Below are 26,205 nucleotides of genomic sequence, written 5' to 3'. Positions count from 1 at the left end.
TGACGACAGGGAAGGCCACACAGGAAGGCCGGAAGATGACACCAACAGCTCCTGAACAGGTCATCATCGGAAAAGGCGGCAACGCGGTGGCGCGGAAGCCCGGTGCGGCGTGATGGCCGGCGCCGAGACGCCCGGGAAGCCGGACCGGTGCCCGTTCACCATCAACGCGGCGGAGCTGACCGCCGATCCGTACGGCGGCTTCGGGCGTATCAGGGAGGAGACGCCCGTTGCGCTGGGGCGCGTGGCGACCGGCCGAAACGCCTGGGTGATCACCCGCTACGACGACGTGGTCTCCGTGCTCACCGATGAGCGCTTCGCCAACAACTCCCGGTCGGTCCCGGGCTCCACCACGGACCACCACGCCGAGTCGCTGCTCTGGCTGGGGTTGTCCAAGGAGCTGGTTCCCCATCTCGCCGAGGCCATCACGCAGCTCGATCCGCCACGTCACACGCGGCTGCGCAATCTCGTCGTGCGGGCGTTCTCGGCGCAGCGGGTCGCCGCCATGAGGCCGCGGGTGCGAGCGCTGGCGGACGAGCTCGTCGACGGGCTGCCGGGCCACGCCGTGAACGGCACCGTCGACCTGATCGAGCACTTCGCCCACCGCCTGCCCATCGCGGTCATCTGCGAGCTGATCGGCGTGCCGGCCGAGGACAGGGCGATGTGGAGCGAGTGGAGCCACGGTTACACCAACGCCCTCTCGCTGAGCCGCGTGCTCTCGGAGTCGACCGCCTACCTCCGCGCGCTGGTCGAGCGGCGCAGGGCCGATCCGGCCGACGACTTGCTCACCGCGCTCATTCAGGCGCAGAGCGAGGACAGCGGGCGGCTGTCGGAGACGGAACTGGTCACCATGCTGTTCCACCTGGTGGTCGCCGGGCACGAGACGACCGCCGGTCTCATCGGCAACAGTGTCCTCGCGCTGCTGACCCACCCCGACCAACTCGCGCTGCTGCGGAGCCGGCCGGACCTGATGCCCGGGACCGTCCAGGAACTGCTGCGCTGGTGCAGTTCGATCGTCTTCGGCAAGCCGCGGTACGCCATGCGGGACGTCGTGGTCGCGGGCACCCCGATCAGCAAGGGCGATGTCGTCCTGCCGGTGCAGGGCGCCGCAAACCACGATCCGCGGCACTTCCCCGACCCCGAGCGGCTGGACATCACCCGCCGTCCCGATGGTGGGGACGGGCAGCACGTCGCCTACTCACGCGGACCGCACTTCTGTCTGGGGGCCATGCTGGCCAACCAGGAGGCAGAACTGGCGCTGGAGACGCTCTTCGGCCGCTTCCCGGAGCTGAGGCTGGCCGTGCCCGAGAAGGAGCTGACGTGGCGCCCCGTTCCGGGCACTCGCCAGCTCGACCTGCTGCCGGTGAAGCTGGGGACCGAAGCGGTGACAGCTGTCTGATCGCCTTCTGCCGCATCGTGCACACGATGTCCGTGAGGGGCCGTACCGGTAGGTGCGGCCCCTCACCGCACGACCTCACCGCACCCGGTCCAACCGGCTCATGTCGAACGCCGCGCGCCAGTACCGTGCGCGCCGGAAGGCGTACGTGGGCAGCTCGACCCGGCGGGCGTCGGTGCCGGCGAACACCGCCTGCCAGTCCACGGCGGTGCCGCGGGCGTGCACATGGGCGAGGGCAGTGGCCACGGCGGCCACCTCCCCGACTCCGGGCGGCAGCGCGGCCACCGCGTGCAGCCCCTCGCCGTCGAGGAGTTCGGCCACCTCATGGCCGCCCAGTTCGAGGTAGACCGTGCCGTCCCGGGCCAGGGTGCGGGCAGCGGCGGCGAAGTCCCGCGGTGTGTCCGCCGGGTGACGCGAGCCGGTCAGCGCCGCACACGCCTCGGGCAGCGTCAGTCGCCCGCCGACGTGGTCGGCGGCCGGCCCGCCGACACCGTGGCCGCGCACGGCGCCGGGCCGCACCCCCCACGACTCGACCAGCCGGAACAGCGCCACCTGGATCGCGAAGTCCCTGGCCGGGTCGGTGACGCCCGCCACGGCGGGGTCGGCGCCGGTGAGCATCGCGTCACGGGCCGGAGATTCCATGTGGGCGTCGAGCTCCGCACAGACCGTGTCGAACGCGTCGGCGAACGCCGGAAAGACGTCGTACAGCTGCTTGCCGGTGCCGGGGGCGAGTGCGTGACCGGTGAGCAGGACGACGAGCTGGTGTCGGCGTCCGACCGCGCCCTGTGCGACGCGGGGCGAGCGCCTTCCCTCGGTCAGTGCCCGCAGGCCGTCCAACAGCTCCTGGCGGCTCTCACCGACGACCACGCCGCGGTGTTTCAGCGCGGCCCGGGACGTCGCCAGCGACAGGCCGACGTCGGCCGGCCGAAGCTCGGGCCGCTGGTCGAGGTGGGCCAGCAGCCGAGCCGCCTGCCCGCGCAGCGTGTCGGGGTCGCAGCCGGAGACCGGCCAGAGCACCACGCCGGCGACCGCCGGCCCTCGTCCCCCCTCCGCCTCCGCCGGCCGGGGCAGGGGCGGGGGATCGTCTGAGGGTGGCGCCTGTTCCAGGATCACGTGTGCGTCCGTGCCCCCGAATCCGAACGCGGACACCCCGGCCCGCCGCGGCCGATCCGTCGCCGGCCAGGGGGTGGCCTCGGTGAGCAGCCGGATCCGGCCCTCTTCCCAGGAGATGTGCGGTGACGGCACCTCGGTGTGCAGGGTGCGCGGCAGGACGCCGTGACGCATGGCCTGGACCATTTTGATCAACCCGGCCACACCGCTGGCCCCCTGCGTGTGGCCGAGGTTGGACTTCACCGCCCCCAGCAGCAGCGGCCGGTCGGCGGGGCGGCCCTCGCCGTAGACGGACGCCAGCGCCTGCGCCTCGACCGCGTCGCTGAGCAGGCCGCCGGTGCCCTGGCCCTCGACCGCGTCGACCTCGTGCGGCCCCAGCTCCGAGCCGGCCAGCGCCTGCCTGATCAGCCGTCGCTGGGCGGGCCCGTTGGAGGCGCTCGCGCCGTTGGTGGCGCCCTCCTGGCCGATCGCACTGCCACGGACGACGGCGAGCACCGGGTGTCCGTGCGCGCGGGCGGCGGAGAGGCGCTCCAGGAGCACCACGCCCGCCCCCTCGGCGAAGGCGATCCCGTCGGCCCCGTCGGCGAACGAGCGACAGCGGGCGGCGACGGGCAGCCCTATCCCCCGGCCGCTCCCGATGAACGCGCCAGGGCTGGACATCACGGTGACACCGCCGGCCAGAGCCATGGAACACTCGTCGCCGCGTAGCGCCTGGCAGGCCAAGTGCAGCGCCACCAGAGAACCGGAGCAGGCGGTGTCGAGGGTGGCCGTGGGCCCTTCGAGGCCGAAGGCGGAGGCGATGCAGCCGGAGAGCACGGCGCTCGAACCGCCGGAGGCGAGGTGGCCGAGCAGCTCGTCGGGGACGTTCTTCAGGTGTGGGGTGTAATCCTGGCCGGTGGTGCCCACGAATACGCCGTAACGCCGACCGGCGGCCGACCGCGGGTCGATCCCGGCCCGTTCGAACACCTCCCACGAGAGCTCCAGCAGCAGCCGCTGCTGGGGGTCCATCACCGACGCCTCGCCGGGAGAGATCCCGAAGGGCTCCGGGTCGAATTCGGCGGCGCCGCCGAGGAATCCCCCCTCCGCGACCGCGCTGCGCACCGCCGGGTGGGCATCAGGACCGCACAGGCCGTCCAGGTCCCAGCCCCGGTCGCGGGGAAAGGCGCCGATGGCGTCCTGCTCCTCCGTCAGCAGGGTCCACAGGTCGTCCGGGGACTCGACACCACCGGGGTAGCGGCAGGCCATTCCGATGATCGCGACGGGGTCCCGGGCTGCCGCGCGCAGTCGGTCGTTCTCCTTGCGCAGCCGCTCGGCCTCCCGCAGCGAGGTGCGCAAGGCCTCGACGATCTTGTCGTCGGCCACCGTCATGACATTCCTCCGAGGGGACGGCACATCAGGAATCGCCGTTGCGCAGGGCCATGTCCACCAGTTCATCGAGGTCCATCGAGGCGAAATCGGCGCTTTCGGAGCTTTCGGCGTCTGGAGTGTCCGCTTCCTCGCCCAGCCGCAGCAGTGCCTCAAGCAAGCCGGACTGCTCCAGCCGTCGCAGCGGCACGGCGGCCAGCACCTGGCGCACCCGGCTCTCGCGCGGGTCGGGGGGCGTGCTCTCGGCCGAGTCGGTGGGTGCGCTCCCGGGCGGGTCGGTGGGCGCGGCGAGCCGCTCGCGCAGGTGCTGGGCGAGGGCCAGTGGGTGGGCGAAGTCGAAGATGAGCGTGGCGGGCAGGCGCAGGCCGGTCGCGGCCGAGAGCCGGTTGCGCAGTTCGACGGCGGTCAGCGAGTCGAAGCCCAGCTCCTTGAACGTGCGATCGGGGGCGATCTCGTCGGCCGAGCCGTGGCCGAGGACGGCTGCCATGTGCGCGCACACCGCCTCCAGTACGTAGTCGTCGCGTTCCGCCTCCGGCAGTGCGGTGACCCTTTCCGCCAGGGACGGGCCGCCGCTGCCCGCCGCCCCGCTGTCGGCCACCCGCCGCGCCCTGGTACGGCCGGCGGCCGGGCCACCGCCGGAGGCCGCCGTGGCCTGCCGGATCGGGACCAGCAACGCGTCACCCGCGGCGTGCGACCGGTCGAACAGCGCCAGGGCCTGCTCGGTGGGCAGCGGATCCATGCCGGCCTGGCGTATGCGCTCCAGGTCTCCGTCGTCCAGCCGACCGGTGAGCCGGCTGGTCTCCTCCCACATTCCCCAGGCCAGGGACTGACCGGGCAGGCCGTGGGCCCGGCGGTGGTGGGCCAGGGCGTCCAGGAAGGTGCTCGCAGCGGCGTAGTTGGCCTGCGAGGGGTTGCCGTTCACCCCGACGATGGAGGAGAACATGACGAACAGCGCCAGATCGGCGTCCTTGGTGAGCTCGTGCAGGTGCAACGCACCGTCGGCCTTCGGCCGCAGTACCCGGGCCAGCCGCTCGGAGGTCATCGAGTCGACCATGCCGTCGTCGAGGATGCCGGCGCAGTGCACCACACCGGTCAGCGGGTGTGCGTCGGGAACGCCGGCCAGCGCCTCGGCGAGCTGCTCGCGGTCGCCGACGTCGCAGGCCGTGAGGGTCACGGTGGCGCCCAGCGCGGCGAGCTCCTCGCGCAGGCCGGCGGCGCCGGGCGCCTGCGGCCCCTGGCGGCTGGTCAGCAGCAGATGGCGTATCCCGTGGCGGGTGACCAGATGACGAGCGATCAGGCCGCCCAGAGTGCCGGTGCCACCGGTGACCAGGACCGTGCCGTCCGGGTCGAGGGGGTGCGGCAGGGTCAGTACGATCTTCCCGACATGTGCGGCCCGGCTCATCAGGCGGAACGCGTCGCGCGCCCGGCGGATGTCGAAGACGCGGACCGGAGGGTGGGTCAGCTCGTCGCGTGCGAACCGGGCGAGGACCTCGGTCAGGATCCGGCCGAGGCCGTCCTCTCCCGGTTCTCCCAGGTCGAGGACGCGGTAGCGGGCGCCGCGGTGCGTTTCGGCGAGCTGCTCAGGGTCGCGGACGTCGGTCAGGCCCAGCTCCACGAACCGGCCGCCCTCGGCCAGCAGGCGCAGCGAGGCGTCGGTGTAGTCGCCGGTGAGGCTGTTGAGGACCACGTCGACGCCGCGGCCGCCGGTGGCGGTGCGGAAGGTGTTCTCGAAGTCCAGGTCGCGGGAGGAGGCGCGGTGGGCCTCGTCGATGCCCATCGCCTCCAGCGCGGCGTGTTTGCCGGGGCTGGCGGTGGCGTACACCTCCGCGCCCAGGTGGCGGGCGATCTGTACGGCGGCCATGCCCACGCCGCCGGCCGCCGCGTGGATGAGGACCGACTCGCCCGCCTTCAGGTCGGCCAGGTCCACCAGCCCGTGCCAGGCGGTGAGGAAGGCGATGGGCACGGCCGCGGCCCGCTCGTCGGTCCAGCCCGCCGGGATGGGCACGGCGGAGCGGACGTCCGCCACAGCGGTCGAGCCGAAAGCTCCCTGGAACATGCCCATCACACGGTCGCCGACGGCCACCGACGTCACGTCCGGGGCCACCTCGAGCACCACGCCCGCGCCCTCGCTGCCCCGGATCACCGCATCACCGGGGTACATCCCGAGCGCGATCAGCACGTCCCGGAAGTTGACGCCCGCGGCGCGGACCCGGACCCGGATCTGGCCGGGGGCCAGTGGCGGGGGGTTCTCCGCCGCCACCAGGTCCAGGTTCTCCAGGGTGGCGGGGCCGGTGATGTCCAGCCGCCAGTGGGGTTCTTCCGGCAGCGTCAGGGAGGCGCCGGACGCCGCGGGGACCAGGGCGGAGACCCGCACCGTCCCGTCCCGGACGACGATCCGCTGCTCGCCCGCGGCCACCGCGGCGGCGAGGGCCTCGGGCAACGCGGGTCCGTCCAGGTCCACCAGGACCAGCCGGTCCGGGTGTTCGGACTGCGCGGAGCGGATCAGCCCCCACACCGGAGCGTGCACGAGGTCGGTGACGTCCTCGCCGTCGGAGGCGGCGACCGCGCCCCGGGTGACCACCGCCAGCCGGGAGGCGGCGAACCGCTCGTCGGCCAGCCACCGCTGCACGGTGTGCAGCACCTCGCCCAGCCGATGGCGCACCGCGCCGGGGAGGTCTCCGTCGTCCGGCGGCGGCTCGCAGGGCAGCAGTGTCACCGGCGGGGCGTGCAGCCCGCCGTCCACCGCGGCGGCGAGCGCGTCCAGGTCGTCGTAGCGGGGCGCTCCGTAGCAGGTGGGTGTGGTGCCGGTGGCGACGGCGGCCCAGCCGTCGGTGGAGCCGCCCGACGCGGGACCGGTCAGAGGGGTGTACGTCATGCGGAAGAGCGCGTCGTCGATGTCCTCGCCGCCGCCCTGAAGTTGCTCGGGCGTGAACGGCCGTGTCACCAGAGCGTCGATCGAGATCACCGGGCGGCCCGAGGCGTCAGTGGCGTGGACGGACATGCCGTCGTCGCCGACCGGCGCGAGCCTGACACGCAGCAACTCGGCGCCGGTGGCGGCCAGGGACACGCCGTTCCAGACGAACGGCAGCGCCATCCGGCCCTGGTCGCCGCGTACTTCACTCAACCCACTGGCCTGCAGCGCACCGTCCAGAAGGGCGGGGTGGATGCCGAACGCGGCGGCCTGCCCGCGCTGCTCCTCCGGGAGGACGACCTCGGCGAAGACCTCCGTCTCGCGGCGGTACACGGCGCGCAGGCCGCGGAAGGCGGGGCCGTAGCGGTAGCCGGCCTCGGCCAGTTGGTCGTAACAGCCGTCCACGGGCACGGGCTGAGCGCCTTCCGGCGGCCACTGAGCGAGGTCGTACGGCTCGGCGTCCGGGCCGGGCGCCAGGGTGCCGGTGGCGTGGCGCAGCCACGGTCGGCCGGTCTCGTCGGCCGGACGGGCGTACACGTTCAGGGTGCGGCGGCCTTCGTCGTCGGGGCGGCCCACCACCAGCTGAAGGTGAGTGCCGCCCTGGTCGGACAGCACCAGCGGGCTCGCCAGCACCAGTTCCTCGAGCCGGTCGCAGCCCACCTCGTCACCGGCCCTGACGGCCAGCTCCACGAACAGGGCGCCGGGCACCAGCACCGCGCCGGCCACCGCGTGGTCGGCCAGCCACGGATGGGTGTCCAGGCCGAGCCGGCCGGTCAGGACCACCTCATCGCCTTCGGCGAGGACGGTGACGGCCCCCAGCAGCGGATGGTCGGCCGGCGCGAGGCCGAGGCCCTCGGGGTCACCGGCTCCGCCGGAGGTGGCGTCCAGCCAGTAACGCCGCCGCTGAAACGCGTACGTGGGCAGGTCGGCGGGGCCGGTGCCGTCCGGGAACACCCGGCCCCAATCCGCCTCGACGCCATGGACATGGGACTGGGCCAGCGCGAGGAGGAAGCGATCCCAGCCGCCCTCGTCCCGGCGCAGGGTGCCAAGGGCCGCGGCGTTGACGCCCGTCTCGTCGATGGATTCCTGCATGCCCATGACGAGGACCGGGTGTGGGCTGCACTCGATGAACACGCTGTGTCCGTCGTCGAGGAGCGCCCGGGTGGCCTGTTCGAACCTCACCTGCTGACGGAGGTTGGTGAACCAGTACGTGGCGTCCATGGCGGTGCCGTCGATGCGCTGCCCGGTGACGGTCGAGTACAGCGGGACGGAGCCCGCCTTCGGCTCGATGTCCGCGAGGGCTTCGGCCAGCCGGTCACGCAGCACGTCGACGTGGGCGCAGTGCGAGGCGTAGTCCACCGGGACACGCCGGGCGCGGACACCGTCGGCCTCACAGCCGTCCAGCAGCTCCTCCAGGGCGTCGGCGTCTCCCGATACCACGGCCTGGGAGGGACCGTTGACGGCGGCCACACTCAGCCGGCCGTCCCAGCGCTCCAGGTGTTTCTCGACCTGTTGGACGGGGAGCGCCACGGAGGCCATGCCGCCCCGGCCGGACAGCTCGGGCAGCGCCTGGGAGCGCAGCACCACGACGCGGGCCGCGTCCTCGACCGACAGCACGCCCGCGACGCAGGCCGCCGCGATCTCGCCCTGGGAGTGGCCCACCACAGCCGCGGGCTCCACGCCGTAGGACCGCCACAGCCCGGCCAGCGCCACCATCACAACCCACAGGACGGGTTGGACCACGTCCACCCGCTCCAGGGAGGGGGCGCCCGGCTCGCCTCTCAGCACCGACTCCACGGTGTACTCGGTGTACCGCTCCACCGCCTCTGCGCAGCGGCGGAAGTGTTCGGCGAACACCGGGGAGGCATCGGCCAGGGCAAGGGCCATGCCGGCCCACTGCGAGCCCTGGCCGGGGAAGACGAACACCGTCCCGCCGGGGCTCGGCACACCCGTGACCACATGGCCGGCGGGGATCCCCTCGGCCAGCGAGGCCAGCCCGGCCAGCAGGGCGTCGCGGTCGGCCGCGACCACGGCGGCCCGGTGCGACTGGGCGGCGCGCGAGCCGGCCAGGGCGAGCCCGACGCGGGTCGGGCCGACTTCCGGCCGCTCGGTGAGGAAGTCCCGCAGCCGGGCGGCCTGGGCCCGCAGCGCCGCCTCGCCGCGCCCGGACACCAGCCACGGGACCACCGGCAACTCGGCGGCGGGGGCGGGCTCCGCTGCCGGTGGGGCCTCTTCGAGGATGACATGCGAGTTGGTGCCGCTCATGCCGAAGGAGGAGACCCCGACCCGGCGCGGGCCGCCGGTCTCGGGCCACGGCCGCGCCTCGGTCAGCACCTTCACGGTGCCCCCGGACCAGTCCACCTGATGCGTGGGTTCGTCGACGTGCAGGGTGCTCGGCAGGACTCCGTGCCGCAGGGCCTGCACCATCTTGATCACCCCGGCCATGCCGGCGGCGGCCTGGGTGTGCCCGATGTTGGACTTGACCGACCCAAGCCACAGCGGGCCGCCCTCGGCGCGCCTCCTGCCGTACGCGGCGATCAGCGCCTGCGCCTCGATGGGGTCGCCCAGCGAGGTGCCGGTGCCGTGCGCCTCCACCACGTCGATGTCCCGGGCGGACAGCTGGGCGTCGGCCAGCGCGGCGCGGATGACGCGTTCCTGGGCGGGGCCGTGGGGCGCGGTCAGGCCGTTGGAGGCGCCGTCCTGGTTGATCGCGGAGCCGCGGATCACGGCGAGCACCGGGTGTCCGAGACGTTCGGCGTCCGCCAGCCGTTCCACCAGCAGGACGCCCACGCCCTCGCCGGGGCCGAAGCCGTCGGCCGACGCCGAGAACGACTTGCACCGGCCGTCGGCGGCAAGGCCGTTCAACTTGCTGAACTCCAGGAATGTGCCGGGTGTCGCCATCACGCACACTCCGCCGGCCAGGGCCAGCGAGCTCTCGCCCTTGCGCAGCGACTGCACCGCCAGATGCAGGGCCACCCCGGACGACGAACAGGCGGTGTCCACCGTGAAGGAGGGGCCCTCGAAGCCGAGGGTGTAGGAGATGCGGCCCGACATCGAGCTCGCGGCCAGCCCGGTGGCCATGTACCCGGCGACGTCCTGCGGCGCACCGGCGCCGGTGCCGGCGTAGTAGATGGTGCTTCCGCCGACGAAGACGCCGGTCTTGGTGGAGCGCAGGGAAGTCACGTCGATGCGGGCGCGCTCGATGGCTTCCCAGGCGGTCTCCAGCAGCAGGCGCTGCTGCGGGTCCATCGCGAGTGCCTCGCGCGGCGAGATGTCGAAGAAGTCGGCGTCGAAGTCGGCGATGTCGCGGACGAATCCGCCCTCGCGCACATAGCTGGTGCCCGTCTCGCGCGAGTCGTTGAACATGCCGGGGTCCCATCCCCGGTCATCCGGCATCGGGGAGATCGCGTCACGGTCCGTGGACACCAGCTCCCACAGGGCCTCCGGAGTGTCCGCACCACCAGGGAACCGGCAGGCCATGCCGACGATCGCGATCGGCTGGCGGTCCCGGGCCTCCACCTCGCGGAGGCGCTGCTGAGCGTCATGCAGATCGGTCGCCACCCGTTTGAGGTAGTCGACGAGCTGTTCCTGGTTCGCCATGGCGGTCCTCTTTCAGTCCCTTCCCAGATGGGAGTCGATGAATTGCAGGACTTCATCGGCCGAGGCGTCCTGGAGTCGCTCCGCGACGCCGTTGCTTTCCGCCACGGGTTTCTGCCGGCACCGTGCCAGCAGCGCTTCGAGCCGGGCTGTCACGGCGTCCCGTTCCGCGTCCTCCGCGAGCAGGTCGACGTGCTCCTCCAGCCGGTCCAGTTCCTGAACCAGGGCCTCCGCCCCGCTCAGTCCGTCGGAGACGAGCTGTTCACGCAGGTGCTCGGCGAGCAGCGCCGGGGTGGGGATGTCGAAGACGAGAGTGGAGGGCAGCTTGGTGCCGGTGGCCTGGCTGAGCCGGTTGCGCAGCTCGACCGCGGTCAGCGAATCGAAACCGATCTCCTTGAAGGGCCGCGCCGGGTCGACCGCGAGGACGTCACCGAGCCCGAGCACTGCCGCCACGTTGCGGCGCACCAGTTCCAGCAGGGTGCGGCTCTGTTCGGCCGCCGACAGGCCCGTCAGGCGCTCCGCCATCGACTGGGCGTCCCCGGCCGCGTACTGCGCCGCCGCGGTGGCACGCCGGGCGGGTGTCGCCCTCACCAGGCCGCTGAGGATGCGGGGCAGGACCTGGGCGCCGGCGAGGTCCCGCAGTACCTCCGGATCGAGGCGGGCGGGCATCAGCAGGCTCTCGGGCCGGCGCCCGGCCGCGTCGAACAGAGCGAGACCCTGGTCGGACGACAGCGCACGCACACCGGAACGCTCCATGCGGACGATGTCGCGCTCGCCCAGGGTGCTGGTGATGCCGCTGCTCTGCTCCCAGTGGCCCCAGGCGAGCGACTGACCGGGCAGCCCGGCGGCCCGGCGGTCCTGGGCGAGGGCGTCCAGGAAGGCGTTCGACGCCGCGTAGTTGCCCTGGCCCGCGGCGCCGGCCGGGCCGCCCGTCGAGGAGAACATCACGAATGCCGCGAGATCTTCTTCACGGATCAGCTGGTGCAGGTTGACCGCCGCGTCCACCTTGGGCCGCAGCACCGTGTGCAGCTGCTCGGCCGTGAGGGAGGGGACGGTGCCGTCGTCCACCACGCCGGCGGCGTGGATCACGCCCGTCAGCGCGTGCTCGACGGGGATGTCCGCCAGCAGCGCCGCCAGCGCGTCGCGGTCGGCGACATCGCAGGCGGCGATGGTCACCTCCGCCCCCAGAGCGGTCAGTTCCTCGCGCAGCGCGGCCGCGCCGGGCGCCCCGGCACCCCGCCGGCTGGTCACCAGCAAGTGGCGGGCGCCATGGGTCGTGACCAGGTGGCGGGCGAGCATGGCGCCGATCGTGCCGGTGCCGCCGACGATCAGCACGGTGCCCTCGGGGTCGAGGGGCGCCGGGAGGGTCAGCACGATCTTGCCGACGTACCGGGCCTGGCTCATATACCGGAACGCGTCGGGGGCGAAGCGCAGATCCCAGGTTCGCAGGGGGACGTGACGCAGCACGCCCCGCTCCATAAGGTCCACGACCTCGGTGAGGATCGCGCGGACCCGTCGCGGGTCGGCCCCCGTGAACGCCCGGTAGCCGGTGCCCGGGTGGGCGGCGGCCACCTGCGCGGCATCGCGGACGTCGGTGCTGCCCAGCTCCACGAACCGGCCGCCGTCGCGCAGCAGGCGCAGCGAGGCGTCGGTGTAGTCGCCGACGAGGCTGTTGAGGACCACGTCGACGCCGCGGTCGCCAGTGCCGGCGCGCACCCGGTCCTCGAAGTCGAGGGTCCGGGAGGAGGCCAGGTGGTCGTCGTCCAGGCCGAGGGCGCGCAGGGCGTCCCACTCACTCTCGTCGGCGGTGGCATAGACCTCGGCGCCGAGGTGCCGGGCCAGCTGCACGGCGGCCATACCGACGCCACCGGCGCCCTCGTGGACGAGCACCACGTCACCCTCACGGACCTCGGCAGGCTCGGCGAGGCAGCAGTAGGCGGTGAGGAACGCCAGCGGCACGGCGGCGGCGCGAGCGTAGGACCAGCCGGCGGGGATGGGTACGAGGCTCCCCTGGTCGGCGACGGCCAGCGGGCCGAACGCGCGGGGGAAGACGCCCATCACACGGTCGCCGGGGGCGAGCCCGATGACACCGGGCCCCGTCTCGACGACGACCCCGGCCCCCTCGCCGCCCATGGGCTCCTGGCCGGGAAGCATGCCCGAGCCGGCGAGGACGTCGTGGGGGTTCAGGCCCGCGGCCCGCACGGCGATGCGGACCTGACCCTCCCCCAGCGGCCCGGCAGCCTCGGGATGAGGCACCAGGGCGAGGTCGTCCACAGTGCCGGGGCCGGCGGTGTCAAGGCGCCAGCCGGGCACGTCCGGCGGGGTGAGGGCGGCGTCCTTGCCGATACGGGCCAGGCGCGGGACGACCAGGCCGCCGTGGCGCACCGCCATCTGCGGCTCGCCCGCCCCGAGCGCGACGGCGAGGGCACGGGGCAGCAGGGTGCCCGAGTCCTGGTCGGCGTCCTCCAGGTCGATCAGCACGAGCCGGTCGTAGTTTTCGATCTGCGCGGAGCGCACCAGGCCCCACAGCGGTGCGTGCACCAGGTCGGCGACGCGCTCGTCGCCGCTGGTCGACTGGGCGCCGCGGGTCACCAGCGCCAGCCGGGAGTCGCCGAACCGCTCGTCCGCGAGCCAGCGTTGGACGACTCCGAGAAGCCTTTCGGTCTCTTCGTGGACCGCGTCGGCGAGTCCGGGGTCGGCCTCGGTTCCTCCACCGGCGAGCGGGGCGCAGTCCAGCACCACCAGGTCGGCCAGGGGTGTGCCGTCGTCGATGGACCGCGCCAGCTCTGCGAGGTCCCGGGCGGTGCGGACGACGTGTCCAGCGCGTTCCAGCGCGTCCTTGACGCCGAGGCCGTCGGCGCCCACCACGTCCCACGTACGGCCGGCGAACACCCCGGGCTCGGGCTCGTACTCGGCGGAGATCCACTCGACGCGGTACAGCGAGTCGAGCTCGGCACCGTCGCGGCGCAGCTGCTCCATGGAGACGGGGCGTGAGACCACCGCCTCGGCGGACGCGACCTGGCGGCCCGAGGGGTCCGCGACGCTCAGGGACACCCCGTCGCCGTTGGGAACCAACCGGACCCGCAGCGCTGAGGCGCCGGTGGCGTACAACGACACTCCGTTCCAGGTGAACGGCAGCAGCACCTGCCCGCCGAGCGCACCGCCCTTACCGATGCCGCCGGCCTGCAGCGCGGCGTCCAGCAGGGCGGGGTGCAGACCGAACCTCCCCGCGTCGCCGCGTAGTTCCTCGGCGAGCGCGGCCTCGGCGAACACCTCGTCACCGCGACGCCAGGCGGCCTTCAGACCTCGGAACGCCGGCCCGTAGCCGTAGCCCACCTCGGCCAGACCTGCGTAGAGACCTTCCAGAGACACCGGCTCGGCACCGGCCGGCGGCCACTGGGCGAAGTCGAAGTCGTCCGGCCGGGCGCCTGTGGTGAGGGTGCCGCTCGCGTGCCGGATCCATGGCCGGTCGGCGTCGTCGTCGCCCTCGGGGCGCGCGTGGACGGTGAAGGTACGGCTGCCGTCCTGGCCCGGCGCGGAGACGACGAGCTGGAGCTGGAGCGCTCCCTCTTCGGGGAGGATCAGGGGGGCTTCCAGGACAAGTTCCTCGACGCGGTCGCAGCCGGCCTCGTCCCCCGCGCGCACGGCGAGGTCGACGAACGCGGTGCCGGGCAGGAACACCGATCCGGCCACGGCATGGTCAGCCACCCAGGGGTGGCCGGCGGTGGAGATCCGGCCCGTCAACACGATCTCCTCGCTCTCGGCGACCCGCACGGCGGCGCCGAGCAGCGGGTGGTCGGCGGAGGTGAGGCCGAGACCACGGGCATCGGCCGAGTCGCCGATGGAGGCGGGATCGATCCAGTAGTGCTGGTGTTGGAAGGGGTAGGTGGGCAGGTCGAGGACGGGTGGCGCCAGGGTGGCGTCGGTGGTGGCGGTGTCTATGCCATACCAGGCCCTCCAGTCCACGGTCAGACCGGCGGCGAAGGCCTGGGCCAGGGCCCGGGCCAGCTGCGTCGGGCCGCCCTGGTCCCGCTGGAGAGTCGGCACCGTGGCCACCGCCACATCGCGTGCCTGCGCGGTCTCCTGGATGCCCACGCTCAGCACCGGATGCGGGCCGGCCTCCACCAGCACCCGGTACCCGTGGGCCAGCACCGCCTCCACCGCCGTGGCAAAGCGGACCTGACGGCGCAGGTTCTCCACCCAGTACGCCGCGTCCAGCGTCGTGGTCTCCACCCGACCGCCGGTCACCGTCGAATAGAACGCCACACCCGTGCTGACGGGCTTGACGTCTCCCAGCGACGCCACCAGGTCCTCGGCGATCTCATCGACCTGCGGGCCGTGCGAGGCGTAATCCACATCGATCAACCGCGCCCGCCCACCAGCCGACTCCACCGCCGCGACCACCTCGGCCACCGCCTGGGACGGACCGGAGATCACCGTCGACGCCGGCCCGTTCACCGCCGCCACAACCACCCCCGCACGACCGTCGATCGCCCCCTCGGCCTCCTCCGACCCCACCGCAAGCGAAGCCATCGCACCCCGCCCCGACAACACCCGCAAAGCTTGAGAACGCACAGCCACAACCCGCGCGCCGTCCTCCAGCGAGAGCGCCCCGGCCACCACAGCGGCGGCGATCTCGCCCTGCGAATGCCCCACCACCGCCGCGGGCTCGACACCGTGGGAACGCCACACCTCCGCCAGGGAGACCATCACCGCCCACAACGCAGGCTGCACCACATCCACCCGCGACACATCCACCCCGTCCTCACCCCGCAACACCGCCGTCAACGACCAGTCCACAAACCGCGACAACGCCGCCTCACACTCCGCGATCCGCCCCGCGAACACCGGAGAAGAGTCCAGCAACTCCACCCCCATCCCCCGCCACTGACCACCCTGCCCCGGGAACACCAACACCGGACCAGCCCCACCAGCCACCGGCTCCGCACTCACCACACCACCAGAAGGCACACCCTCGGCCAACGCCATCAGCCCGGCCAGCAACTCCTCCCGGTCCCGGCCGACCACCACCGCCCGCTGCTCGAGCATCGCCCGACCAGCCACCAACGACCAGCCCACCTCCGCCACCCCGGCGAAGCTCCCCTCGGCGAACTCCACCAACCGCCCGGCCTGAGCCCGCAGCCCCGCCGCCGACCGTCCGGAGACCACCCACGGCACCACACCACCCACCGGTACCGCTTCGGACTCGGCCGGAACATCCGACTCCTGGGGAGCCTCCTCCACGATCACGTGTGCGTTCGTCCCGGAGATACCGAACGCCGACACGCCCGCCTGCCGGGGACGCTCCACCGTCGGCCAGGCCGTCGCCTCCCTCAGCAGTTCGACCGCCCCACCGCTCCAGTCCACATGCGGCGTCGCCTCATCCACATGCAGCGTCTTGGGCAGCACCCCATGCCGCATCGCCATCACCATCTTGATGATGCCCGCCACCCCGGCAGCAGCCTGAGTATGACCAATATTCGACTTCACCGACCCCAGCCACAACGGCCGATCACCCGACCGCCCCTGACCATAAGTAGCCAACAACGCCTGCGCCTCGATCGGATCACCCAACGTGGTACCCGTCCCATGCGCCTCAACCACATCCACATCCGCCGGCGACAACCCCGCATTCGCCAACGCCTGACGAATCACCCGCTGCTGCGACGGACCATTCGGCGCCGTCAACCCATTACTCGCACCATCCTGATTAATCGCCGAACCCCGCACCACCCCCCACACCTTGTGCCCATTCCGCCGCGCATCCGACAACCGCTCCAACAACAACAACCCCACACCCTCACCCCACCCCGTCCCATCAGCCGCCGCCGCAAACGACTTACACCGCCCATCAGCAGCCAACCCCCGCTGCCGCGAAAACTCCACAAACGCACCCGGCGTAGCCATCACCGTCACCCCACCCGCCAACGCCAGCGAACACTCACCACCACGCAACCCCTGCACCGCCGAATGCAACGCCACCAACGACGACGAACACCCCGTATCCACCGTCACCGCCGGACCCTCCAACCCCAACACATACGACACCCGCCCCGACAACACACATCCGAGGTTGCCCGTGCCGGTGTACCCCTCCATGTCCATGCTGGAGATCCCGATGATCGACAGATAGTCGAAGAGGGTCGCGCCGACATAGACGCCGGTGTCGCTGCCGCGCAGGGAGCCGTGGTCGATCCCGGCACGCTCGAACGTCTCCCAGGCGGTCTCCAGCAACAGCCGCTGCTGAGGATCCATCCCCACCGCCTCACGCGGCGAAATCCCGAAGAATTCCGCGTCGAACCCCCCCGCGTCGTGGATGAATCCCCCCTCGCGCACATAGCTGGTGCCGGGGCGGTCCGGGTCCAGGTCGTACAGCGTGTCGAGGCGCCAGCCGCGGTCGGCCGGAAAGGCCGACATCGCGTCCCGGCCCGCGGCCACGAGGTCCCAGAGCTCCTCGGGGCTGTTCACCCCGCCCGGGAACCGGCAGGCCATCCCGACGATCGCGATCGGCTCGTCCGATTCCCCGACCGGCGTGAGGGTGCCGGTGACGGCCGTCTGAATGCCGGAGATTTCCCCGAGGACATAGCGGGCAAGGTCGTCCGCGGTGGGGTAGTCGAAGATCAGCGTGGTGGGCAGCGGCATCCCGGCGCTGGAACTGAGCCTGTTGCGCAGCTCGACAGCGGTCAGCGAATCAAAGCCCATCTCGAAGAAGGGCTTCGTCGCGGAAACCGCGTCCGGGCCTGAGTGGCCCAGCACCCCGGCCGCCAGGGCGCGGATGTGCTGCGAGAGTATCTGGTGTCGCTGCTCCGGGACAGCTGCGGCCAGCTGCTTGCGCAACGGGCTGTCCTCGGACGGCGTCTCCTTCTCGAGCAGTTCGACGGCCTGGGGGATCTCGGCGAGCAGCCGGCTGACGCGCTGCCCGGCGAACGCCGCGGCGAATCGCCGCCAGTCGAAGTCGGCCACCGTCAACGCCGTCTCGGCGCGGCCCAGGGCATCGCCCAGCACCCGCAGCGCCAACTCCGGAGCCATGGCGGTCAGACCCCGCTCGCGGAAGAAGGCCGCCACCGCGTCGCCGGCGGTCATGCCCACCTCGCCCCACGGCCCCCATGCCATCGACAGACCCGGCAGGCCTTCGGCGCGGCGGCGTTCGGCCAACGCGTCGAGATAGGCGTTGGCCGCCGCATACGCGCCCTGCTGTCCACTGCCCCAACTGGCCGCTCCGGAGGAGAACAGCACAAACGCCGACAACTCCATGTCGCGCGTCAGCTCATCGAGCCACCGCGCACCCCCCACCTTCGCCGCCGCCACCTGCGCCACCCGGTCCAAATCCAGGTCGCTCACCGGCGTGTAATCTCCGACGCCGGCCGCATGGAAGATCCCACGGAGCGGATGCTCTTCCGGCACCCGGGCCAGCAGCCCGGCCACCTCGTCCGGGTCCGCGACGTCACAGGCCACCACATCCACCGAGGCGCCCAGCCCCTCCAGCTCCGCCGTCAACGCCTCGGCCCCCGGTGCGGCGGAACCCCGACGGCCGGCCAGGATCACGTGGCGCGCCCCCCGCTCCACCACCCACCGCGCGACCCTGCCGCCCACCCCGCCCGTCCCGCCGGTCACCACGACCGAGCCCTCGATCCGCCACTCCTCACCCGGCGCACCCGCCGACGCCACACGCAAGCGGCGCCCCAGCACGCCCTCCGCGCGCAACGCCACCTGGTCCTCCGTGCCCTCGGCCACCACCGCGGCCAATCGGCCCGCCGTCCCCTCCTCCGCCACCACCGGCAGATCGACCAGGCCACCCCACCGCTTCGGATACTCCAGCGCCACCACGCGGCCCAGACCCCACACCTGTGCCTGCACCGGGCTGGCCGGGCCCTCCCCGCCGGCGGACACACCGCCGCGCGTCACACACCACAGGCGCCCGCCGAAGTCCACCTCGTCCAGCGCCTGCACCAGGGCGAGCGTCCCGGCCAATCCCATCGACAGATGCGGGTGCTCCGGGTGTACGGCCTCATCGAGGCTCAACGCGCCAATCACACCAGCGACCTCGGACCAGCCCTCCAGCTGCCTCAGACGCTCGGCGAGCGGGCCGCGCGCGTGATCCCCCGGTGCCAGGGGGAGGACCGTGCACTGTGCCCCGTGGTCCGCAAGCGCCCGGGAGACCGTCTCGACCGCCGAGTCCCCGACCAGCTTCTCGGGCACCACCAGCAACCACGTACCGCTCAGCCGGGGAGCCGCGTCCAGGCCGGTGACGGCGGACCAGGCGGTCCGGTAGCGCCATGCGTCGATCCGGGCCTGATCCCGCGTACGCCGACGCCACTCCGCCAGCACCGGCAGCGCCGGAGCCAGTGCCTGTCGCGCGGTGTCCTCCCCTACGCGCAGCGATGCCTCGAGCCCGGCGAGATCGCCGCTCTCGACGGCGCGCCAGAAGCGCTCGTCCTCCTCGGAGCCCTTCTCCTGGGCCCCCGCCCACTTACCCGGCTTCAGCCAGTAGTGCTGGTGTTGGAAGGGGTAGGTGGGCAGGTCGAGGACGGGTGGCGCCAGGGTGGCGTCGGTGGTGGCGGTGTCTATGCCGAACCAGGCCTTCCAGTCCACGGTCAGACCGGCGGCGAAGGCCTGGGCCAGGGCCCGGGCCAGCTGCGTCGGGCCGCCCTGATCCCGCTGGAGAGTCGGCACCGTCGCCACGGGAATGTCCAGCGTCTGGGCGGTCTCCTGGATGCCCACGCTCAGCACCGGATGCGGACTGGCCTCCACCAGCACCCGGTACCCCTCGCCCAGGACCGCCTCCACCGCCGTGGCGAACCGGACCTGACGGCGCAGGTTCTCCACCCAGTACGCCGCGTCCAGCGTCGTGGTCTCCACCCGACCGCCGGTCACCGTCGAATAGAACGCCGTGGCCGTTTCAACCGGAGTGATCTCCCCCAGCAGCGCCACGAGATCCTCGGTGATCTCATCGACCTGCGGGCCGTGCGAGGCGTAATCCACATCGATCAACCGCGCCCGCCCACCAGCCGACTCCACCGCCGTGACCACCTCGGCCACCGCCTCCGACGGACCGGAGATCACCGTCGACGCCGGCCCGTTCACCGCCGCCACAACCACCCCCGCACGGCCGTCGATCGCCCCCTCGGCCTCCTCCGACCCCACCGCAAGCGAAGCCATCGCACCCCGCCCCGACAACACCCGCAAAGCTTGAGAACGCACAGCCACAACCCGCGCGCCGTCCTCCAGCGAGAGCGCCCCGGCCACCACCGCCGCGGCAATCTCACCCTGCGAATGCCCCACCACCGCCGCGGGCTCGACACCGTGGGAACGCCACACCTCCGCCAGGGAGACCATCACCGCCCACAACGCAGGCTGCACCACATCCACCCGCGACACATCCACCCCGTCCTCACCCCGCAACACCGCCGTCAACGACCAGTCCACAAACCGCGACAACGCCGCCTCACACTCCGCGATCCGCCCCGCGAACACCGGAGAAGAGTCCAGCAACTCCACCCCCATCCCCCGCCACTGACCACCCTGCCCCGGAAACACCAGCACCGGACCAGCCCCACCAGCCACCGGCTCGGCGGTCACCACACCACCGAACGGCACCCCCATGGCCAACGCCTGTAGCCCGGCCAGCGACTCCTCCCGATCGTCACTGACGACCACCGCCCGGTGCTCGAGCATCGCCCGGCCGGCCACCAACGACCAGCCCACCTCCGCCACACCCGCAAAACTCTCCTCAGCAAACTCCGCCAACCGCCCCGCCTGCGCCCGCAACCCCGCCGCCGACCGCCCGGAAACCACCCACGGAACCACACCACCCGGGACCCTCGGCTCGGTGGTCTCCACGTCCGCCGACGGTGCTGTCGCCTCTTCCAGAATCACGTGTGCGTTGGTGCCGGAAATACCGAACGACGAGACAGCCGCCCGCCGGGGACGCTCCACCTCCGGCCAGGCCGTCGCCTCCCTCAGCAGTTCGACCGCCCCACCGCTCCAGTCCACATGCGGCGTCGCCTCATCCACATGCAGCGTCTTGGGCAGCACCCCATGCCGCATCGCCATCACCATCTTGATGATGCCCGCCACCCCGGCAGCAGCCTGAGTATGACCAATATTCGACTTCACCGACCCCAGCCACAACGGCCGATCACCCGACCGCCCCTGACCATAAGTAGCCAACAACGCCTGCGCCTCTATCGGATCACCCAACGTGGTACCCGTCCCATGCGCCTCAACCACATCCACATCCGCCGGCGACAACCCCGCATTCGCCAACGCCTGACGAATCACCCGCTGCTGCGACGGACCATTCGGCGCCGTCAACCCATTACTCGCACCATCCTGATTAATCGCCGAACCCCGCACCACCCCCCACACCTTGTGCCCATTCCGCCGCGCATCCGACAACCGCTCCAACAACAACAACCCCACACCCTCACCCCACCCCGTCCCATCAGCCGCCGCCGCAAACGACTTACACCGCCCATCAGCAGCCAACCCCCGCTGCCGCGAAAACTCCACAAACGCACCCGGCGTAGCCATCACCGTCACCCCACCCGCCAACGCCAGCGAACACTCACCACCACGCAACCCCTGCACCGCCGAATGCAACGCCACCAACGACGACGAACACCCCGTATCCACCGTCACCGCCGGACCCTCCAACCCCAACACATACGACACCCGCCCCGACAACACACAGGCAAGATTCCCCGTAGCGGCGTATCCCTCCACGTCACTGGCGGCCATGGCGGTGAGCACCATGTAGTCCTGCGATGTCACTCCGGCGTAAACGCCCGTACTGCTGCCCACGAGGCTGTGCGGGTCGATGCCGGCGTGTTCGAAGGTCTCCCAGGCGACCTCCAACAACACGCGCTGCTGGGGATCCATCACCACCGCCTCACGCGGCGAAATCCCAAAGAATTCGGCGTCAAAACCTCCGGCTCCGCGCAGAAAGGTGCCCTGGCGCGCATAACTCGTCCCCGGACGGTCCGGGTCGGGATCGAACAGGTTCTCCAGATCCCAGCCACGGTCCTCCGGAAAATCGACCAGCCCTTCTCCTCCGGCCGCCACCAGATTCCACAAGTCGTCCGGGTTCCCCACCCCGCCGGGAAAGCGGCAGGCCATACCGACGATCGCGATCGGCTCGGGTTCCGCGGACTCCACTTCGCGCAGACGCTGCCGAGTGTCACGCAGTTCTGCCGTCACCCACTTGAGGTGGTCGAGAAGCTTCGCCTCGTCCTTCGCCATCGCTGGCGCCTCCTCTCTTTTAGCGTCAGAACGTGCAGTTCAGCCCTTTGAAGCCCTCGACGAAGCTTGAATCCAGCCGGATGGGCTCGCCCTCCGAGCGAATGTCCGGGAGTGAGGCCAGGAGTTCTCGGTACATGGCGATGATCTCGATCCGGGCGAGATGAGCGCCGAGACAGAAGTGCGGCCCCACCGCGCCGAATGACAGATGCGGATTGGGGTCCCGGGTGATGTCGAATCGGTACGGATCCTCGAAGATTTTCTCGTCGTGGTTCGCGGACCAGTAGAGGAGGAAAACCTGGTCGCCCTTGCCGAACCGATGGCCGTTCATCTCGACGTCGCCGGTGGCGGTCCGGCGCATCCAGTTGATGGGTGTGCCCACCCGGAGGATCTCCTCGACGGCGCCCTTCGCATGGCGCTCGAAGTCCGACAGCAGGAGTTGCCGCTGGTCCGGATGGGCGGTCAGCAACACCAGGGCCTGGGCGATGGAGTTGCGGGTCGTCTCCATGCCGGCGTTGACGAGGAGAACGAAGAACGAGACCAGTTCCTGGCGGGTGAGTTGCTCTCCGTCGTCCTGTACCTGGACCAGCTTGGTGATGACATCGTTGCTGGGGCGGGCCAGCCGGTCCTCGCGGAGCCGTCCAATATAGTCTCCGAGGTCCCGCAAGGCGCCCAGCACGGCGGCCGCCGCGTCCTCGGGGCTGGCCGCGACCTCGGGGTCGAGCCCTCCCATGATGGTGTTCGTCCGCTCGAAGAGGAATTCGTAGTCCTCAATCGGAATGCCCATCATGGTGCTGAGCACGGCGATCGGCATCTCCGCCGCCGGGCGGACGAAGTCGCCGGGCCCGCGCTCGATGAGCTCGTCCACGATCCGCCGGGCCACCTGCCGTGCTATGGCATCGAACTTGGGCGCCATGTTGCGGCCGAACGACCGCGCGACGATGCGCCGTAACCTGGCGTGCTCCGGATTGTCCATAGTGATCATGGAGCCGTAGAACTCTTCCATCTCCGGCGTCAGCATCGTGGTGGCGCCCTCGGAGGAAAAGTCCTGAGGACGACGGCTCACCTCGACGATGTCCGCGTGTTTCACCAGCGCGTAATAGCCGGATGCCATCGGCCCCCAGGGCAGCCGCGGCCGTACGAATTCGGGGTGCGGCAGCCCACGCAGCCTCTCGAACACCGCCGCACGTTCATCTAACGGCCGTGCCCAGAAGGACGGATCGAGGAAGTCGGGAGGCGCGGCGGCGGTGGTGGACGAAGTGGACGTAGCTTCCGAAGGAGACACGGTGCCTCGATTCAAGCGTGGACAGGCACGAAAACCGGTCCGCGCAAGTCTCACAAGGGCCTCTTAAGAGTTCCTAACACCATGAGGCGGGCCCGGGCCGGCCGGCCGGGTCCACGTGCAGTGCCCGGTGCGGGCCGGGGGTGACCGGCGATTGACGCCGGTGGAACGGGGTGCCAACCTCGGGGCGTGCAGGTGACGATTCGGGACGTCGCGAAGGCCTCGGGGGTGTCCCCGTCCACCGTGTCGCGGGCCCTGGCGCCCGGCGGCGCGGTGAGCCCCATGACGCGCGAGCGGGTCCGGGCCGCCGCCGACCGGCTCGGCTACCAGCCCAACCAGGCGGCGCGCGGGCTGATCACCGGGCGTACGGGCCATCTGGGCGTGATCGTCCCGGATCTGCTGAACCCCTTCTTCGCGGACATCTGCAAGGGGGTGCAGGCGCGGGCCCGGGGCCTTGGCCACACGGTGTTCGTGAGCGACGCCGAGCGGGACGAGGGCCTGGAGCTGGACGCCATCCGCACACTGGCCCCGCAGGTGGACGGGATCGTGCTGTGTTCCCCGCAGCTGAGCGGCGAGGAGTTGGGAACGCTCGGCGAGTTCACCGACAAGCCGATCGTGCTGCTGCACCGCAAGGAGCCCGGGTTCGGATGCGTCACGGCCGATCTGGTGGAGGGGATGACCGACGCGCTGACCCATCTGCACGCACTGGGCCACCGCAGGATCGCGTATGTCGGCGGGCCGCGCAGCTCGTGGGCGGCGCGGGAGCGGGCGGCCGGTGTCGAGGCGGTGGCCGCGTCTGGGTTGGTGGAGATCGTGCAGGTGGGGAGCGTGGCGCCGCATTTCGACGGCGGGGTCACCGGGGCCGCCGATGTGGTGCTGGCCAGCGGGGCGAGCGCGGTGCTGGCGTTCGACGACATCGTCGCGTTCGGGCTGATCAGCCGGTTCACCGTGCGCGGGGTGCGGGTGCCGGCGGAGATGAGCGTGGTGGGCTGTGACGACATCGCCCTGTCGGGGATGGCCGCGCCGCCGCTGACCACGGTCTCGGTGCCCAAGGCGCATGGCGCGCGGGCAGCCGTCGATCTGCTGTGCCGCATGCTGGCCACCCCGGCCGCCGAGGGCGAGCAGCCCCCGCAGCGGGTGCTGCCCACCCATCTGGTGGTACGGGGCTCGACGGCCGCCCTCGACCGGCGGTAGCGGACGCGATGGACCCACTCGCCGGCCTCCTGGACGGGCCGAGGGCCCGGGGGGCGTTTCTGCTCCGGATGGTCATGGAGCCGCCCTGGTCCGTACGGATCGAGGACCGGGCCCCGCTGTGTGTGATGACCATGGCGCGCGGCGAGGCGTGGGTGGTCCCGGGCCGGGGCGAGCCTCAAAAAGCGGTGCGGCTGGGCCCGGGGGATGTCGCGGTCGCGCGCGGCCCCGACCCGTACACGGTGGCCGGCGATCCGGCCACCGAGCCCCAGGCCTGGATCCTGCCGGGCGAGGTGTGCCGGACGGCGGCGGGCGAGGACCTGGCGGAGCGGATGGCGCTGGGCGTGCGCACCTGGGGCAACAGGGAGCGGGGCTCGGCGACGATGCTGGTCGGCACGTACCGGATGGACGGGGAGATCAGCCGACGGCTGCTGGACGCGCTGCCGCCGCTGCTGGTGCTGCCGGGTGAGGTGTGCGACTCGCCGTTGCTGCCGTGGCTCGGCGAGGAGATCGTCAAGGACGAGGCGGGCCAGACGGCCGTCCTGGACCGGCTGCTCGACCTGGTGCTGATCTCCGTGCTGCGGGCGTGGTTCTCCCGTCCGGAGGCGCGGGCCCCGGCCTGGTACCGGGCGCTGGGCGACCCGGTGGTCGGCCGCGCCCTGCGGCTGCTGCAGAACCACCCGGGCCATCCGTGGACGGTGGCCCTGCTGGCCGCGGAAACCGGAGTCTCCCGCGCGGCGCTGGCCCGCCGCTTCACCGAGCTGGTCGGCGAGCCGCCGATGGCGTATCTGACCGGCTGGCGGCTGGATCTGGCCGCCGATCTGCTCCGGGAGCCGGACGCGACTCTCGGCGCGGTGGCCCGGCGGGTCGGCTACGGCAGCTCCTTCGCGCTGAGCGCCGCCTTCAAGCGGGTGCGCGGCGTCAGCCCGCGGGAGCATCGCTCCGCGGCCAGCGCAGGGTGACGGCGGGGCCGCGGGCGCAGCCGTCGGGGCCGCAGCTGACGGAGCGTTCGTACAGCAGTGTCAGGCGGCGGGCGGTGCGGACGATGTCGTAGCGCTCGACGGCGGCGGGCACCGGGAACCGTACGGGGCCGGCGGCGGCCCGCTCGCGCAGGGCGACGGCCAGGGCGGCGGCGCCGGGGGCGACGCGGCGGGCGCCGGGGGCGACGCCGGGCGGCAGTTCGTCGAGGGCCGGGCAGACGGCGTGGAGCACCGGGAGTCCGGCCGCGAGGGCCTCCAGCGCGGCGAGTCCGAACGCCTCCTCCGCGGACGGCGAGACGAACACGTCCATGGCGGCCAGCAGACCGGGGATGTCCGCGGGCCGGTCCCCGGTCCCGGCCACCGCCCCGTCGCGCTCACCGAGCAGCCGGACCCGGTCGGCCACCCCGAGCCAGGCGGCCAGGTCCCGCAGGGCGGTGCGCTCGGGGCCGTCCCCGACCAGCAGCAGCCGGGCCTGGGGCACCTCGGCGACGGCCCGCAGCGCCATGTCGAAGCGCTTGGCCGCCACCAGTCGGCCAACCCCGCCGACGACGAAGGCGTGTGCGGGGATGCCGAGGCGGGCGCGCGCGGCGGACCGGGCGGCCGGGGTGAAGCGGAAGTGGCGGGCGTCCAGGCCGTTGGGCATCAGGTGGATGCGGTGGTTGGCGACGCCCCAGCCGCGCAGCCGGTCGGCGACGGCGGCCGAGACGGCGACGGTCGCCGAGCCCAGGCGCTCGGTGGCGACGTAGCGGGCGCGGGTGCCGACGGTGAGCGGGCGGCCGTCGATGTGGCGCTCGCCCAGGCTGTGTTCGGTGGCGATCACGGCGCCGACGCCCGCCAGCCGGGCGGCGATCCGGCCATGGACGCAGGCCCGGTAGAGATGGGTGTGCACCAGGTCGTAGCCACCGCCGCGGATGAACCGCGCCAGCCGGGCCGTCGCCATCGGGTCTCGGCTGCCTATGGGCAGATGGGTGACGGGCACCCCGTCCGCCCGGATGCCGTGGCCGGCGGCTCCGGGGGCGGCCAGAGTGAGGACGTCACAGCGGGCGGGCAGGTGGCGCAGCAACAGCCGCAATTGCTGTTCGGCGCCACCCGCGCCGAGGCGCGAGATGATGTGCAGCACTCTCATCGGGCGACCGGG

Annotated in this window: 8 protein-coding genes; 3 read left to right on the top strand and 5 right to left on the bottom strand. The window is 72.2% G+C overall.

Annotated elements, in window-relative coordinates:
• Positions 1-112 precede the first annotated feature (112 nt).
• Positions 113-1,396 (top strand): cytochrome P450 family protein, encoded by a 1,284-nt coding sequence (locus ACWY4P_RS42835; RefSeq protein WP_456206230.1) that lies wholly within the window; start codon positions 113-115, stop codon positions 1,394-1,396.
• Positions 1,397-1,471: 75 nt separating this feature from the next.
• Here ACWY4P_RS42835 and ACWY4P_RS42830 read toward each other — a convergent pair whose 3' ends face one another.
• The 4 genes from ACWY4P_RS42830 to ACWY4P_RS42815 all read right to left on the bottom strand — a co-directional run bounded on the left by ACWY4P_RS42830 (position 1,472) and on the right by ACWY4P_RS42815 (position 22,794).
• Entirely contained in the window at positions 1,472-3,871 is a 2,400-nt protein-coding gene (locus ACWY4P_RS42830; protein WP_456206229.1) for a type I polyketide synthase, read from the bottom strand.
• 25 nt (positions 3,872-3,896) lie between these two features.
• Positions 3,897-10,340: a type I polyketide synthase gene (locus ACWY4P_RS42825; protein WP_456213250.1), complete on the bottom strand. Its 6,444-nt coding sequence runs from the start codon at positions 10,338-10,340 to the stop codon at positions 3,897-3,899.
• 51 nt (positions 10,341-10,391) lie between these two features.
• Positions 10,392-21,575: a type I polyketide synthase gene (locus ACWY4P_RS42820; RefSeq protein WP_456213249.1), complete on the bottom strand. Its 11,184-nt coding sequence runs from the start codon at positions 21,573-21,575 to the stop codon at positions 10,392-10,394.
• A 67-nt stretch (positions 21,576-21,642) separates the two neighbouring features.
• Positions 21,643-22,794, bottom strand: a complete 1,152-nt coding sequence (locus tag ACWY4P_RS42815; RefSeq protein ID WP_456206228.1) for a cytochrome P450 — start codon at positions 22,792-22,794, stop codon at positions 21,643-21,645.
• Between the two features lie 291 nt (positions 22,795-23,085).
• On the opposite strand from ACWY4P_RS42815, the gene ACWY4P_RS42810 reads away from it, so the two are divergent.
• Together ACWY4P_RS42810 and ACWY4P_RS42805 are read left to right on the top strand one after the other, a co-directional pair.
• Complete coding sequence (locus ACWY4P_RS42810; protein ID WP_456206227.1) at positions 23,086-24,090, top strand: LacI family DNA-binding transcriptional regulator; 1,005 nt, start codon at positions 23,086-23,088, stop codon at positions 24,088-24,090.
• A gap of 8 nt (positions 24,091-24,098) precedes the next feature.
• Complete coding sequence (locus ACWY4P_RS42805; RefSeq protein ID WP_456206226.1) at positions 24,099-25,049, top strand: AraC family transcriptional regulator; 951 nt, start codon at positions 24,099-24,101, stop codon at positions 25,047-25,049.
• On the opposite strand, the gene ACWY4P_RS42800 is transcribed toward ACWY4P_RS42805, so the two are convergent.
• Positions 25,009-26,193: a glycosyltransferase gene (locus ACWY4P_RS42800; RefSeq protein WP_456206225.1), complete on the bottom strand. Its 1,185-nt coding sequence runs from the start codon at positions 26,191-26,193 to the stop codon at positions 25,009-25,011. The genes ACWY4P_RS42805 and ACWY4P_RS42800 overlap by 41 nt on opposite strands.
• Positions 26,194-26,205: the final 12 nt, after the last annotated feature.

The sequence above is a fragment of the Streptomyces sp. LZ34 genome, assembly GCF_053890475.1.
The sequence above is the reverse complement of the archived record's forward strand: the minus strand, read 5'-3'. Positions and strand labels throughout refer to the sequence as shown.

Bases quoted from the DNA above. Each gene is read 5' to 3' on its own strand.
- ACWY4P_RS42835 (WP_456206230.1), top strand. From the start codon at position 113: ATGGCCGGCGCCGAGACGCCCGGGAAGCCGGACCGGTGCCCGTTCACC.
- ACWY4P_RS42830 (WP_456206229.1), bottom strand. From the start codon at position 3,871: ATGACGGTGGCCGACGACAAGATCGTCGAGGCCTTGCGCACCTCGCTG.
- ACWY4P_RS42805 (WP_456206226.1), top strand. From the start codon at position 24,099: ATGGACCCACTCGCCGGCCTCCTGGACGGGCCGAGGGCCCGGGGGGCG.
- ACWY4P_RS42800 (WP_456206225.1), bottom strand. From the start codon at position 26,193: ATGAGAGTGCTGCACATCATCTCGCGCCTCGGCGCGGGTGGCGCCGAA.